This window comes from Pseudomonas sp. (assembly GCF_030683065.1).
Lineage (GTDB): Bacteria > Pseudomonadota > Gammaproteobacteria > Pseudomonadales > Pseudomonadaceae > Aquipseudomonas.
In genome coordinates this window covers 1-14,614 of sequence record NZ_JAUXMX010000014.1, presented here as the reverse complement: position 1 = coordinate 14,614, position 14,614 = coordinate 1, and the positions used below count along the sequence as shown (strand labels likewise).

General features: G+C 59.7%; 14 protein-coding genes. 1 reads left to right on the top strand and 13 read right to left on the bottom strand.

The window, feature by feature from the left end; translation table 11 throughout:
* Positions 1-21 precede the first annotated feature (21 nt).
* The 8 genes from nirD to Q8K09_RS03170 form a co-directional block, all read right to left on the bottom strand.
* Complete coding sequence (gene nirD, locus Q8K09_RS03205) at positions 22-348, bottom strand: nitrite reductase small subunit NirD (RefSeq protein WP_305253582.1); 327 nt, start codon at positions 346-348, stop codon at positions 22-24.
* Positions 345-2,801 (bottom strand): nitrite reductase large subunit NirB, encoded by a 2,457-nt coding sequence (gene nirB, locus Q8K09_RS03200; protein ID WP_305253581.1) that lies wholly within the window; start codon positions 2,799-2,801, stop codon positions 345-347. The genes nirD and nirB overlap by 4 nt, the downstream gene beginning before the upstream one ends.
* A gap of 347 nt (positions 2,802-3,148) precedes the next feature.
* Entirely contained in the window at positions 3,149-3,598 is a 450-nt protein-coding gene (locus tag Q8K09_RS03195) for a thioesterase family protein (RefSeq protein ID WP_305253580.1), read from the bottom strand.
* A gap of 106 nt (positions 3,599-3,704) precedes the next feature.
* Positions 3,705-4,394 carry a polysaccharide lyase family 7 protein gene (locus Q8K09_RS03190; RefSeq protein WP_305253579.1) on the bottom strand — a complete coding sequence of 230 codons (690 nt, stop codon included), beginning with the start codon at positions 4,392-4,394 and terminating at the stop codon, positions 3,705-3,707.
* A gap of 163 nt (positions 4,395-4,557) precedes the next feature.
* Positions 4,558-5,352, bottom strand: coding sequence for an ABC transporter ATP-binding protein (locus Q8K09_RS03185; RefSeq protein ID WP_305253578.1), 795 nt, complete (start codon positions 5,350-5,352; stop codon positions 4,558-4,560).
* A gap of 14 nt (positions 5,353-5,366) precedes the next feature.
* Positions 5,367-6,359, bottom strand: coding sequence for an ABC transporter permease (locus Q8K09_RS03180; protein ID WP_305253577.1), 993 nt, complete (start codon positions 6,357-6,359; stop codon positions 5,367-5,369).
* 54 nt (positions 6,360-6,413) lie between these two features.
* Complete coding sequence (locus Q8K09_RS03175) at positions 6,414-7,802, bottom strand: CmpA/NrtA family ABC transporter substrate-binding protein (protein ID WP_305253576.1); 1,389 nt, start codon at positions 7,800-7,802, stop codon at positions 6,414-6,416.
* Positions 7,803-8,209: 407 nt separating this feature from the next.
* Positions 8,210-8,566 carry a transcriptional regulator gene (locus tag Q8K09_RS03170; RefSeq protein ID WP_305253575.1) on the bottom strand — a complete coding sequence of 119 codons (357 nt, stop codon included), beginning with the start codon at positions 8,564-8,566 and terminating at the stop codon, positions 8,210-8,212.
* A gap of 209 nt (positions 8,567-8,775) precedes the next feature.
* On the opposite strand from Q8K09_RS03170, the gene Q8K09_RS03165 reads away from it, so the two are divergent.
* Positions 8,776-9,168 (top strand): hypothetical protein, encoded by a 393-nt coding sequence (locus Q8K09_RS03165; RefSeq protein WP_305253574.1) that lies wholly within the window; start codon positions 8,776-8,778, stop codon positions 9,166-9,168.
* A 76-nt stretch (positions 9,169-9,244) separates the two neighbouring features.
* Here Q8K09_RS03165 and alaC read toward each other — a convergent pair whose 3' ends face one another.
* The 5 genes from alaC to Q8K09_RS03140 form a co-directional block, all read right to left on the bottom strand.
* Positions 9,245-10,489, bottom strand: a complete 1,245-nt coding sequence (gene alaC / locus Q8K09_RS03160; RefSeq protein ID WP_305253573.1) for an alanine transaminase — start codon at positions 10,487-10,489, stop codon at positions 9,245-9,247.
* 391 nt (positions 10,490-10,880) lie between these two features.
* Complete coding sequence (locus Q8K09_RS03155) at positions 10,881-11,459, bottom strand: ANTAR domain-containing response regulator (protein WP_305253572.1); 579 nt, start codon at positions 11,457-11,459, stop codon at positions 10,881-10,883.
* 18 nt (positions 11,460-11,477) lie between these two features.
* Complete coding sequence (locus tag Q8K09_RS03150) at positions 11,478-12,689, bottom strand: CmpA/NrtA family ABC transporter substrate-binding protein (protein WP_305253571.1); 1,212 nt, start codon at positions 12,687-12,689, stop codon at positions 11,478-11,480.
* Positions 12,690-12,974: 285 nt separating this feature from the next.
* A complete protein-coding gene (locus tag Q8K09_RS03145) occupies positions 12,975-13,184 on the bottom strand; it encodes a YgdI/YgdR family lipoprotein (RefSeq protein WP_305253570.1) in 210 nt (69 codons plus the stop codon).
* A 147-nt stretch (positions 13,185-13,331) separates the two neighbouring features.
* Positions 13,332-14,614: bifunctional aconitate hydratase 2/2-methylisocitrate dehydratase (locus Q8K09_RS03140; RefSeq protein WP_305253569.1), on the bottom strand; the 1,283-nt coding region annotated here is incomplete at its 5' end.

Sequence of the window (14,614 nt, the reverse complement as noted above, 5' to 3'; positions counted from 1 at the left end):
GCACGGCTTACACATAACCTGTCAGGCACATTCGAGCGCTTTGTTAAGGGTCAACAACACCCGGCCGTTTTCGACTTTGGCTTGATGCCGATGTGCGCAACCGACGTCCGGGGCCACGGCTTCGCCGGATTCCAACTCGATCTGCCAGTTATGCAGCGGGCAGGCCACGCGCTTGCCATAGATCAGCCCCTGGGAGAGCGGACCACCCTTGTGCGGGCAGCGGTCATCCAGGGCGAACACTTCATCGCCAGCGGTGCGGAAAATTGCGATGTCGCCTTTGGGGCCGGCGATGATACGCGAGCCCAGCACGTTGATCTCCTCCAGAGCGCAGATATCCAGCCAGCTCATACGTGTGCCTCCTCGATTTGCATAATGGCAATACGATCGAATTCTTTCTTCAGTTGTGGTTGCTCGATCCGTTGTTTCCATGGGTCCTGCTCGAAGGACAGCGAGAACTGCAGGCGCGCATTCAGGGCCTTGCGGTTATCGTCGTCTTGCAGCACGGCCTTCTTGATATGGTCCATGCCCACGCGCTGCAGATAGTGCACGGTACGCTCGAGGTAGAAGGCCTCTTCGCGGTAGAGCTGGAGGAAGGCACCGTTGTATTCGCGGACTTCTTCGGCAGTCTTGAGTTTGACGAAGAACTCCGCCACTTCGGTCTTGATCCCGCCGTTACCGCCGATGTACATCTCCCAGCCGGAATCCACACCGATGATGCCAACGTCCTTGATGCCGGCCTCGGAGCAGTTGCGCGGGCAACCTGAAACCGCCAGCTTGACCTTGTGCGGCGACCACATGTTGAACAGGTCGTGCTCCAGCTCGATGCCCAGTTGAGTCGAGTTCTGTGTGCCGAAGCGACAGAATTCGCTGCCGACGCAGGTCTTCACGGTACGGATGGATTTGCCATAGGCATGGCCCGACGGCATGTCCAGATCCTTCCACACGCCAGGCAGGTCGTCCTTCTTGATCCCTAGCAGGTCGATACGCTGACCGCCGGTAACCTTGACCATGGGCACGTTGTACTTGTCGGCCACGTCGGCGATGCGGCGTAGCTCGGACGGGTTGGTTACGCCGCCCCACATGCGCGGTACCACCGAGTAGGTGCCGTCTTTCTGGATGTTGGCGTGGGCGCGCTCGTTAATCAGGCGCGACTGCGGATCGTCCTTGGCCTCGCCGGGCCAGGTGGAGATCAGGTAGTAGTTCAGCGCCGGGCGGCAGGTGGCGCAGCCGTTGGGCGTACTCCAGTTGAGCAGGGCCATGGTGTCAGCGAGGGTGATCAGGTGCTGCTCGCGGATTGCGCTGCGGATCTGTCCGTGGTTAAGGTCGCTGCAGCCGCAGATGGCTTTTTCGCTCTTCGGCTTGACGTCGGCGGCGCCACCGACGGTGCTGATCAGGATCTGCTCGACCAGGCCAGCGCAGGAGCCGCAGGAGCTGGCAGCCTTGGTGTGCTTCTTCACCTCGTCGACGGAAAACAGGCCGTTTTCCTGGATGGCCTTGACGATGGTGCCCTTGCACACGCCATTGCAGCCGCAGATTTCCATGCTGTCGGGCATCTGTGCGGTTTTGCTTGCGCCCTGGTGGCCGACGTCGCCGATGGCGTTTTCACCGAACATCAGGTGATCGCGGATTTCGCTTACGTTGTGATTCTCGCGGATCTGGCGGAAGTACCAGCCGCCGTCGGCGGTATCACCGTACAGGCAGGCGCCGACCAGGATGTCATCCCGGATCACCAGTTTCTTGTACACGCCGCCGATAGGGTCGGACAGGGTGATCGTCTCGGTGCCTTCTGCGCCGATAAATTCGCCGGCGGAGAACAGGTCGATGCCGGTGACTTTCAGTTTGGTCGAGGTCACCGAACCTTGATAGCGGGCGAAGCCAAGCTGGGCCAGGTGGTTGGCGCAGACCTTGGCCTGTTCGAACAGCGGCGCTACCAGGCCGTAGGCAATGCCGCGGTGGTTGGCGCATTCACCAATGGCGTAGACGCGCGGATCATAGGTTTGCAGGGTGTCATTGACCAGGATGCCGCGGTTGCAGGCGATTCCGGATTGTTCGGCCAGCTCGCTGTTGGGACGGATACCGGCGGCCATCACCACCAGGTCGGCGGGAATCACCTCACCGTCTTTGAACTTCACCGCACAGACCCGGCCTTCGCCGTTGTCCAGCAGTTCGGCCGTGTGCTTGGGCAAGAGGAATTTCAGGCCGCGGTCTTCCAGGGACTTTTGCAGCAGACGGCCGGCGGTGACATCGAGTTGGCGCTCCAGCAACCAGTCGCCGATATGCACCACGGTCACGTCCATGCCGCGCAGTTTGAGGCCGTTGGCGGCCTCCAGGCCGAGCAGGCCGCCACCGATCACCACGGCATGCTTATGGGTCTTGGCGGTGTCCATCATCATCTGGGTGTCGGCGATATCGCGGTAGCCGATCACACCCTGCAGGTCCTTGCCCGGTATCGGCAGGATGAATGGGTTGGAGCCAGTGGCGATGAGCAGGCGATCGTATTCGGCCTCGCTACCGTCATCGGCAATTACCAGACGCTTCTTGCGATCAATCCTGGTGACCTTGCGCCCGAGCAGTAGCTTGATGTTGTTTTGCGCGTACCAGTTGAGGTCGTTGAGCACGATCTCCTCGAAGGTCTGCTCGCCGGCCAGCACGGGGGAGAGCAAGATGCGGTTGTAGTTGGGGTGCGGCTCGGCGCCGAACACCGTGATGTCGTAAAGGTCGGGGGCGAGCTTGAGCAGCTCTTCGAGGGTGCGTACACCCGCCATGCCGTTGCCGATCATCACCAGCTTGAGTTTTTGCATGCCGGCCATCTCCTGAATCAATAATCACGGAAAAATTGTCGGGAGCAGTTTTTAACGTCGCCCCGCGACGGCTCAAAGAGTGGCTGCCAGGGATGGCAGACCAAAAAACAAAAAAGGCGTCCCGCTAGTCACCTAGCGAGGACGCCTTTGTCCAAGTCCCGTTCTGTCGGGAGGTGCGGCTTTCGTCGTTGAAAGCTGCACTTTATTAAATTGTGCAATCACCAATGCAGGGCGTGTGCCAACTTGGAATGTGTTGATTTATGCGGCAAACAGCCCGGCTGAGCAGCACAAACCGCTGCTTAGTGCCCCTTTATAAGCCGTGGCGCTCTGTGTTGGTGCGCGTACAGTCAGGCTGGATTGAGCCAATTAACCTTAGTGAACATGTCGCTGAAGCGTGTGGGCATGGGCACCACTTTGCCCAGTGTGTAGTTGAAGAACACAAACCCCGATTTGGCCATGGCCACCAGGCTGCCGTCCGCTGGGCGACTGATGCGAAAGGTGATGTCGCCGCCGTATTTGTTGAAGTCCATAACCCCTACGTCGAACAGCAGTTGGTCGCGGGCATGAGCTTCGGCGCGGTAGGTGGTGGCCAGGTCGGTGACGATGATGCCGGTGCCGTCTTCCTGGGTTTCGGCGATGCCATATTCAAAGAGAAAACGCGCCCTGGCCTCAGAGATCATCGAGATCATTGAATCGTTGCCCAAGTGGTTGGCGGCGTTGATGTCGGTCACGCGCACGGTCAGGTGGGTGCTGTAGCAAAACTGGTCTTCGGGGAACTCGAGTTTCAGGCGGGCCATGGGCAGCTCTCATGCAAACGGGGTAGGGCGGCGCAATTGTACGTGGGCTTTGATCGATTCTGTGCTATCGGCCCGCTGAATGATGCGCCGCCCTGGCTACTCGCTCTCAGCGGTGCTGGGTGTTCACGTGGTAGAAGGTGACCCGGCCGCCTTCATTGGGCGGGCCGTAATTGTCCTGAATATAGGCGCCGGCCTTGAAGTACAGTTGCTGCTTGCTCCAATACCCGCTCAATTGCTGATAAAACGAGCCGTGGTCGCCCTGGCTGCTCTGGACGCTGACACCAAGTTTGCCGCTCGGCGTGATGCGCAGTGTATAGCTGAAGCGTTCGTTCAACTGGATATGCTCAGTGAGCAGGATGTTCTGTACGTCGGCATCGCCCGGGCGTTTGCGCAGCAACAGTTCAAGTCGGCCGACGCCGCGCAAGTAGTGGTATTGCAGTTTGGCCAGCGGGTCATTGTTGCTGCCGGGTTCGTCTTTGCTGTGAATCTGCGCGATGACGATCTTGTTCTTGCTCGGTACCTGGTTGACCGTCAGCACTGCACTCAAATAGCTGTCGGAACTGGCGTGGTACCAGTTGCTCAGGGTGCCGTCGGCCTGGGTTTCGCGCAGTTCGCTCCGCGGGTAGCGGGCGTCAGCGGTGTGCGAGCCATTGACCGGTGCCCAGAAGGTGACACTGCCGTCGTCATTGCGGCGGAAATATTGGCTGTCATAGCCATTGTTCAGGCGCGGGGTTTCGATAGTAGTGGGGAATGGGTCGGTGGGAACCGAGAGGTTCCAGGTGGTGAGGTCGAGCACGACTGATCCTTGGTGTGGTTGTCTTGTGCGTGGGGCGGGCGACTCCTTTCGGTGACTGCAGGCGCAGTAAGTTCCATGGAGCGGATAGGCGGTGGGCGCAATAGCCTGCAAGGCTGCGACACGTTCCACAATCCGCCGTGGAGGGCGGATTGCGAGGCGGCCGTCAGGCTGCCGGGCGCTGTTGCTTCTGGTAGAGGAACTCCAGTACCGCTGCGCGGTATTCGTGATAACGCGCGTCATGGGCCAAGGCGATACGGTTACGCGGGCGCTGCAGTTCGACATGGAGGATCTCGCCGACACTGGCCGCCGGGCCGTTGCTCATCATGACGATGCGGTCGGAGAGCAGCACGGCCTCGTCGACGTCGTGGGTGATCATGATCACGGTGTTGCCCAGTTCGGCATGGATCTCCATCAGCGAGTCCTGCAGGTGGGCGCGGGTCAGGGCATCCAGGGCGCCGAAGGGTTCGTCCATCAGCAACACCTTGGGCTGCATGGCCAGGGCGCGGGCGATGCCGATGCGCTGCTTCATGCCGCCGGATATCTCGCTGGGGCGCTTGTCCTTGGCGTGCGTCATGTGCACCAGCGCCAGGTTGTGCTCAATCCATTCACGCATTTCGCCGCGTGACTTCTTGCCCTGGAACACCTGGCGCACTGCCAATTCAACGTTCTGGTAGCAGCTTAGCCAGGGCAATAGGCTGTGGTTCTGGAACACCACCGCCCGCTCGGGGCCGGGTTCGTCGACCTCACGGCCATCGAGTATCACGCCGCCGGTGGTGGCCTTGTACAGGCCGGCGACGATATTCAGTACGGTAGATTTGCCGCAGCCGGAATGGCCGATCAAGGATACGAACTCACCCTTGTCGATACGCAGGTTGACGTTCTGCAGCGCACGGTACAGGCCCTTGTCGGTCGGGAAGTCGATGCCGACGCCGCTGAGTTCTAGGTGTGAATGGCTCATGGGAAGTCTCCTGATTAGCGCAGTACGGCATTCTTGTCCCAGCTGAACTGGCGTTGCAGCAGGAGCATGAGGCGGTCGAGAGCGAAGCCGATCAGGCCGATGACGATCACCGCCACCATGATCCGGCCGAGGGAGTTGGAACTGCCGTTCTGGAACTCGTCCCAGATGAATTTACCCAGGCCTGGGTTTTGCGCCAGCATCTCGGCAGCGATCAGCACCATCCAGCCGGTGCCGAGCGACATGCGCAGGCCGGTGAAGATCATCGGCACGGCGGCGGGCAGGACGATGCGCCGTACATGCGACAGCGGCGACAGGCTCAGCACCTTGCTGACGTTGTTCAGGTCCTGCTCGATGCTGGCCACGCCCACCGTGGTGTTGATCACTGTCGGCCACAGGCAGCACAGCGCCACGGTGATCGCCGAGGTGAGAAAGGACTTGGCGAACAGCGGATCGTCACTGACGTATAGGGCGCTAACCAGCATGGTCACCAGCGGCAGCCAGGCCAGCGGCGACACTGGTTTGAACACCTGAATCAGGGGGTTGATGGCAATGTAGATGGTCTTGCTCAGGCCACAGACGATGCCCAGCGGAATGGCGATCAGCGAGGCAATGACGAAGCCGGCCATGACGGTGTAGAGGCTGGTGAAAATCTGCTGAACGAAGGTCGGTTTACCGGTATAGGGGCGCACCTTGATCTCGGCGTCGGGGTTTTTCTCCAACAGAGCGGCGTTGCGCGTGTCCTGGCGTTCGTAGAAGACCTGGGCCTTGTCGCGTTCCTTGAGGTGGGCGCTGACCAGCCCGGAGAACTGTTCTGAAACCTGTACCGGTCCAGGGAACTGGCCGAGGCTGGTTTGAATGTTGTTTGCCAACAGCTGCCAGCACAGCAGGAAGCCGATAATGCCGAGTAGCGGCAGGATCACGGGTGGTGCCCAGCGCTTGAGTAGCGCACTGGTGCGGGCAGTTTTCAGTGTGTCGGTTATCTGGGTGGCGACGCTCGGATTGCTCATCGTCCTGTCCTCTTTATTAGGAGGGAGCCGGCGTACCGGCTCCGGGAGTGCCTGTTAGAGCTGGGTGTCGCCCTTCAGGCCAATCTCAAACTGCTCGAGGTAGGCGTTGGGCGTGCGACCGTCGTAAGGCACGCCGTCGATGGTGTCGGTCAGCGGTGCACGGAAGCCATCGTCACTGATCGGCGGGAAATCGCTGGCGGCGAACTTACCTTCTGCCACCAGTTCGGCGGCCGCCTCGCGGTAGATCTCCGGCAGGTAGACCTTCTTGGCCATCTCCAGGTACCAACTGTCCGGCTTGCCTTCTGCGATCTGGCCCCAGCGGCGCATCTGCGTCAGGTACCAGACGGCATCGGAGTAGTAGGGGTAGGTGGCGTGGTAGCGGAAGAACACGTTGAAGTCCGGCACTTCGCGCTTGTCGCCCTTCTCGAACTCGAAAGTACCGGTCATCGAGTTGGCGATCACCTGGGCGTCGGCCCCCACGTACTCGGGACGGGAGAGGATTTCCACGGCTTCCTGGCGGTTGGCGTTGTTGTCTGCGTCCAGCCAATGGCCGGCGCGAATCAATGCTTTGACCACGCGTTTGTGGGTTTCCGGATTGGCTTCGGCCCAGCTCTTCGACACGCCGAAGACCTTCTCCGACATGTTCTTGCGGATCGCGTAGTCGGCGACGACCGGCACGCCGATGCCCTTGAATACTGCGGCCTGGTTCCAGGGTTCGCCGACGCTGTAACCATGGATGGTGCCGGCTTCCATGGTGGCTGGCATCTGCGGTGGCGGGGTGACCGAGAGCAGTACCTGGGCATCGATCTGACCGCTGGTGTCACCGGTGTGCGGTGCGTAAAAACCCGGGTGGATACCGCCCGCGGCGAGCCAGTAGCGCAGTTCGTAGTTATGGGTGGAAACCGGAAATACCATGCCCAGATTGAAGGACTTGCCGCTGGCGTTGATCTTGTCGATCACCGGCTTCAGGGTGTCAGCCTTGATCGGGTGCACCGGCTTGCCGCCTTCCATTGGCACATGTTGCTTCATCTCATCCCATACCGCATTGGACACGGTGATGGCGTTGCCGTTGAGGTCCAGGGTGAAGGCGGTGACCACCTCGGCCTTGGTACCGAAACCGATGGTGGCGCCGATCGGCTGGCCGGAGAGCATGTGCGCGCCGTCTAGCTCGCCATCGATCACCCGATCCAGCAGCACCTTCCAGTTGGCCTGGGCTTCCAGGGTGACGTACAGCCCTTCATCCTCGAAGAAGCCTTTTTCATAGGCGATGGCCAGTGGCGCCATATCGGTCAGTTTGATAAAGCCGAATTTCAGCTCGTCCTTCTCCGCCTCGGCGGCGATGGCTATCTGCAGACTCAGGGGCGACAGCAGGATGAACGCGGCACAGCCAAATCCTGCGATGGTGTTCTTCAGTAGTGAACGGCGAGCGATGGAGTTACGCATAGTGGTTCCTCAAGTCCCAGAAACGAAAAAAGACGTCGCGCACAGCCCAGCCAGTGATTGGCCAGGGTGTCGTTGACGTCTTTGTCAATTTCGTCCCGATCACCGCCGTTGGCGATCTGAAGACGTGTGTAGGTGTCTTGAAGATCTACTAGCAAGGGGCTTGCCAGGTTTGCCTGGTACGTTAGCAGGGCACGCCTGGTGTCTCCCTTCTTGGCTGCTAGAATGAATCTTGAATAGTGTATTTATTTGATTTAAATCAAAAGGATAAGATAACTATCTAATCCTTTATCTGGTTTTATTTTTCGAATCGAATATCTAGACATTGATGTGTCTGCCCCCAAACGCTAAGCGGCTTTTGAGCCATTGGCGTGCATGCGCGAGGTGCCTTGAACGCTTTTGGTTCGTTTTCAATAGGCCTGCTTGAGGCGACAACCATCCTGGCTTTGCAGTCGGGATAGAGGTTGCGCCTGCGCATGCTCGACAAACTCTTTCAGCCACTTGAGCACATCGACGGCTTCCCAGCGTGCTGGGTCGAACATGGCGTAAGCGAGACCCTGATAGCCCACTACATCCAACTGCTTGTGATAGCCGGCGCGCTGAAGCAGGGCCTCGATTTCGGCGAAACAGGTGTTGAAGTGCACGCGGGTGAATGGGGTTTTTCCCTCGGTGACGATTCCCTCCAGCTGCAATTCGGCGATGGTGGTGCGAACTTTATCGAGGGGCATGTGGTTAACGCTGTGTTTCAGTTGCAAGACGTCCATCATCATTGTGCTCCTGATTGACGCTGTGGATTTGCCAGGTGTTACTGCCTTGTAGGTCTGCTGGGCAGTTCCGCAAGGGTAGTCGAAAGCACTGTACAGATAAACAGTATTCAGCAATAGTAAGGCCAGAGCCTCCAGGGCATTCACTCGATAACCCCCGCCAATCGCTTGCACAGCCACTGACCGCAGGGACTGCAGAGGAGCAACTAGTAATGCAACAGATGCTGATGACAATCGTGCTATTAGGCCTGCTGGCAGGCTGCGCCCAGCCACAGGTCGAGCAACCTAAAGCCAATGGCAATTATTTAGTGATTGAAAACAGCCAGGCCTGGGCGGTGCTGGTCTCGGATGGCAAACGGGTGGAAGAGCGCGGCACCGTGCTGGATGCGATCAAGCTGCCGAGCCAGCACTCTGCAGTTGCCGCCAGCTATGTGATCGAAACGGCCAATTGCGGCCGGGTGCAATGGCTGACTGAGCGGGCCGATGACGCAGAAGGTGCCACCACGCTGATGTCGCTGCATAACAACCAGCAACTTGACGCTGCTGGCTGTGTGATTGGTAATGGCCTGACCCGGATGTGGACGGTACTGGATTATTCGGGCTGATGCGCCAGCAGGGAGGCCAGATGCAGCGGCCGCACAAGCTCGTTTTGCGGGCGCTGCAGCAAAGGTTGATAGTGGGTTAGCTATTGCTGGGCGACTTGCGTGGTTTGCTGGGGGCCGAGGCTTGAATTAAACCATCGGCCCGGAACATCGCCTTGATCCCGCGCACGGCCTGGCGAATGCGATCCTGGTTCTCGATCAGGGCAAAGCGCACATGGTCATCGCCATAGTCGCCAAAACCGATGCCAGGTGATACGCATACCTTGGCATCCAGCAACAGCTTCTTGGCGAATTCAAGCGAGCCGAGCTTGGCGTAGGCCTCGGGAATTTTGGCCCAGACATACATCGAGGCTTTCGGGTTAACCACCATCCAGTCGATCTCATGCAGGCCTTTGACCAGCACATTGCGGCGCTGGCGATACTGCTCGGCGATATCGCGCACGCACTGCTGATCGCCTTCCAGTGCGGCGATGGCGGCGACTTGCAGCGGAGTGAAGGTGCCGTAGTCGTGGTAGCTCTTGATCCGCGCCAGGGCGTTGACCAGTTCCTTGTTGCCGACCATGAAGCCGATGCGCCAGCCGGCCATGTTGTAGCTCTTCGACAGGGTGAAGAACTCCACGGCAATGTCCTTGGCACCCGGCACCTGCATGATCGATGGCGCCTTCCAGCCGTCGTAGACGATATCGGCGTAGGCCAGGTCGTGGATCACCAACACGTCGTACTGCTTGGCCAGGGCCACCACGCGCTCGAAGAAATCCAACTCCACACACTGTGCGGTGGGGTTGGAAGGGAAGCCGAGGATCATCATCTTCGGCTTGGGAATCGACTCGCGAATCGCCCGTTCCAGTTCGGCGAAGAAGTCCACGCCCGGAATCAGCGGCACCGAACGCACCTGGGCGCCGGCAATTACGGCGCCATAAATATGGATCGGGTAGCTGGGGTTGGGCACCAGTACGGTGTCACCGTGGTCCAGGGTGGCGAGCATCAGGTGCGCCAGGCCTTCCTTTGAGCCGATGGTGACAATGGCTTCGCTTTCAGGATCGATCTCCACGCCGTAGCGATCCTGGTACCAGCGCGAGATGGCACGGCGCAAACGCGGAATACCACGGGAGGTGGAGTAGCCGTGGGTGTCTTCGCGCTGGGCGACCTGCACCAGTTTCTCGACAATATGTGGCGGTGTGGGGCCGTCCGGATTGCCCATGCTGAAGTCGATGATGTCCTCTCCACGGCGACGCGCGGCCATCTTCAGTTCGGCGGTGATGTTGAAAACGTAGGGGGGGAGTCGATCGATGCGCGCAAAGCGGCGCGGAGCTTGATCAGCCATGCTGTCCTCGGAAACGTAAGCGCCCGGAACCGTCCGAGCGACGTTGGCCAGTGCACTGGCCAGGTCGCAACATACGCTGCCCGCATGAGCTTGTCGAGACTGCTTGCGCTGCATGTTCATGGGCCTCAGGCATGCCGCTCAGGGGGCGAAGCTTTTGGCAGCGGTCTTGCCGTAGGCATGGGCCATGACGCTATGCGCTGCCGATGCTTGAGTGGTGTCAGGCGTTCGCCGTTCGGCCTGAAAATAAGGTCACTGGCATACCACTTTCATGACGCCTAGCTGATTGCTCTCTGCTGGCCGATCGGCGGTATGCGGCATGACTGTTTTTGTGAGGTGCACAGGGCGAGGCACCCAGCAACGGGTGCCGGCAAGACGCCTGCGCGTACTCGGCTCACCCGCCGAGCATGTCGTGCATGGCAATAATCTGCTCGGCGACCTGCAAAAGCTTCTGCTGGCGGCTCATGGCTTGGCGGCGCATCAGGGTGTAGGCCTCTTCCTCGGTGCAGTTTTTCATCTTCATCAGCAGGCCTTTGGCCAGTTCGATGCGCTTGCGCTCGGCCAGCTGCGCATCGCGGGCTTGCAACTGTGCGCGCAGCGCCTGGTCGCTCTCGAAACGGGCCATGGCCACATCGAGTATCGGTTGCAGACGCTGAGCGTGGATACCTTCGACGATATAGGCGCTGACTCCGGACTGAATGGCCTGGCGCATTACACCTGGGTCGTGCTCGTCAGTGAACATGACAATTGGACGCGGTTGGTCGCGGCTAACCAGCACCACTTGCTCCATCACATCGCGGCTGGGCGACTCGGTGTCGATAAGGATCACGTCCGGGCGCACGGCCTCGACACGTGCGGGCAGGTCGATGGTCAACCCTGACTCGTCGATCACCTCGAAGCCGGCTTCGCTCAGCGCGGCCTTCAGGCGGCCGACCTTCTTCGGGGTGTCGTTAATCAATAGGATGCGCAGCATAGGAGCTTCTCCGGGCGATTACAGGGCGACAGCATCGCTGTCGGCCAAGGCGTGAAGCGTGAAGCTGCGCGCATAGCCCGCGGGGTCTGCGCCATCCCAGGTCTTGCCGTCGAGCAGCGTGGCGCTGCGCTGTTCGCTAGGCACCCTGATATCCAACGCCTTGGCCGCCTGCCGGTAGAGGTCAAGCTGTTGTACCTGGCGCGCAATGTTGAGGTAATCGGGATCATCACGTAGCAAGCCCCAGCGCCGGAACTGGGTCATGAACCACATGCCGTCGGAGAGATAAGGCATGTTGACTGCGCCGTCAGCGTGAAAGCGCAGCGGGTGCGGATCGAGCCAGGCATGGCCAAGACCATCTTGATACTGACCGAGGAAACGTGGCTGGATAGCGCTCAATGGCGCATCGACATAGTCGCTGCCGCAGAGCAATTGCGCGGTGCTGCGCTTGTTCTCGTCGTTCTCGTCGATGAAGCGACTGGCCTCCAATACGGCCATCACCAGGGCGCGGGCGCTATTGGGGTAGTGTTCGACAAAGGCGCGGGTACAGCCGAGCACTTTTTCCGGATGATCCGGCCAGATCGACTGAGTGGTGGCGATGGTGAATCCTAGGTTTTCATCGACCGCCTGTGCGCACCAAGGCTCGCCTGCGCAGAAACCATCGATACGCCGGGCTTTGAGGTGGGCGACCATTTGTGGTGGAGGTACTACTACGCTGTCGACATCGTTGAGTGGGTGAATGCCCTGGCTAGCCAGCCAGTAATACAACCACATGGCGTGGGTGCCCGTAGGCAGTGTCTGGGCGAAGGTCAGTCTTGCGCCTTTTTGATGCGCACGCAGATTTAGTGCGTCGCTAGTGGTCACTCCCGTGCATTGCAGGGCATGAGACAGATTGATGCTCTGGCCGTTCTGGTTCAGCCCCATCAACACCGCCATATCGGTGGCTGGCGCACCGCCAAGGCCGAGTTGTACGCCATAGATCAGACCATAAAGGCTGTGCGCTGCATCGAGCTCGCCGCTGAGCAGCTTGTCGCGCAGGCTGGCCCAGGAGGCCTGGCGCTGCAGGTTGATGGTCAGGCCATACTTCTCGGCGAAACCTTGAGTGGCGGCGACAATCACCGATGCGGCATCGGTCAGGGCCATAAAGCCTAGATTCAATACACGCTTTTCCGGTGCTTCATTACTGGCAGTCCAAGCCTGTGTATTGGTGTGGCTGTTTTCATGCTCGCTCATGGCGCTTTTCCCAGATCAACACAAAAAAGTGCCGCACCAACGGCTGAATGACCCAGCTATTGGAGCGACACCATTGTCTATTTAGCCGATTCCGCCATTGGAAGGGCCTTGTTGTCTGGAGTTAAGCAAGTGATATGCCAGTATGCAGCGTCTGTTGGCATGGCCATGACTGGGGCCTGGCAATGAAGTGGCGGGTATGGACGGTTGTAAAAGTTGGCGATCAGTCGTGCATCACTGGTGATGGCTGGGCGCCGGATATTTTCACGGTATCTGGTCAAGCCTTGCTCAACGTTCGAGCATCTGCTTGACGCTGCTTTGCGGGACCTGCTGCTTGCGGCCCTCGCTGTCGGTGAACTCTAGCATGCCGGTGTCTTTGTCCACCTGAGGCTTACCATCGCTGGTCAGCATCTGGCCATCGGTGGTGGTAATGATGTACTCGCTACTGCAGCCAGCCAGGGCCAAAGAGCACAGGGCAGCAATTAACACGTTCTTCATGGCATTCTCCAGAGGCTATAAATAGTCGGTTGATATTCCTCCTAAAAAGGTAGCTTCTGGAACGTCACCTGCAAGTGCTTCAGAAAATAAAAAGCCCCGCACTAGGCGGGGCTTCTGTTTGCACATGCAGCGTGACGCGTTGTTTCGTTATGCTTGCACGACCGGGATGTTGGCGTTCGCTGCAGCTTCACGGAACTCGGCGATCTGGTCGAAGCTCAGGTAGCGGTAAACGTCCGCAGCCATGCTGTCGATTTCCTTCGCGTAGACCATGTACTCCTCGACGCTCGGCAGTTTGCCGAGGATCGAAGACACCGCAGCCAGCTCAGCCGAAGCCAGGTAGACGTTGGCACCATCGCCCAGACGGTTGGGGAAGTTGCGGGTTGAGGTCGATACCACTGTGGAATTGGCTTCAACGCGCGCCTGGTTGCCCATGCACAGCGAGCACCCTGGCATTTCCAGGCGTGCGCCAGCTTTACCGAAGATGCCGTAGTAGCCTTCTTCGGTGAGCTGGTGCTGGTCCATCTTGGTCGGCGGCGACAGCCACAGACGGGTCGGCAGGGTGCCTTCGACTTTTTCCAGCAGTTTGCCGGCCGCGCGGAAGTGACCGATGTTGGTCATGCACGAGCCGATGAACACTTCGTCGATCTTCTCGCCTTGAACGCTGGACAACAGACGGGCATCGTCCGGGTCGTTCGGCGCGCAGAGGATTGGCTCGTTGATGTCGGCCAGATCGATTTCGATGATCTCGGCGTACTCGGCGTCCTGGTCTGCTGCCATCAGCTTCGGATCGGCCAGCCAGGCTTCCATCGCCTGGGCACGACGTTCCATGGTGCGCGCATCGCCGTAGCCTTCGCTGATCATCCAGCGCAGCAGGGTGATGTTGGACTGCAGGTACTCGGCAATCGCCTTTTCCGGCAGCTTGATGGTGCAACCGGCGGCGGAGCGCTCGGCCGACGCGTCGGAGAGCTCAAACGCCTGTTCGACCTTGAGGTTGGGCAGACCTTCGATTTCCAGAATGCGGCCCGAGAACTCGTTGATCTTGCCGGCCTTGGCCACGGTCAGCAGACCTTGCTTGATGGCGTACAGCGGAATGGCGTGCACCAGATCGCGCAGGGTCACGCCCGGCTGCATTTCGCCCTTGAAGCGCACCAGCACCGACTCGGGCATGTCCAGCGGCATCACGCCGGTGGCGGCACCGAATGCCACCAGACCGGAACCCGCGGGGAAGGAGATGCCGATGGGGAAGCGGGTGTGCGAGTCACCGCCGGTGCCCACGGTGTCGGGCAGCAGCAGGCGGTTGAGCCAGCTGTGAATCACGCCGTCGCCCGGGCGCAGCGACACGCCGCCCCGGCTGCTGATGAAGGCCGGCAGCTCGCGGTGGGTCTTCACGTCGACCGGCTTCGGGTAAGCCGCCGTGTGGCAGAAGGATT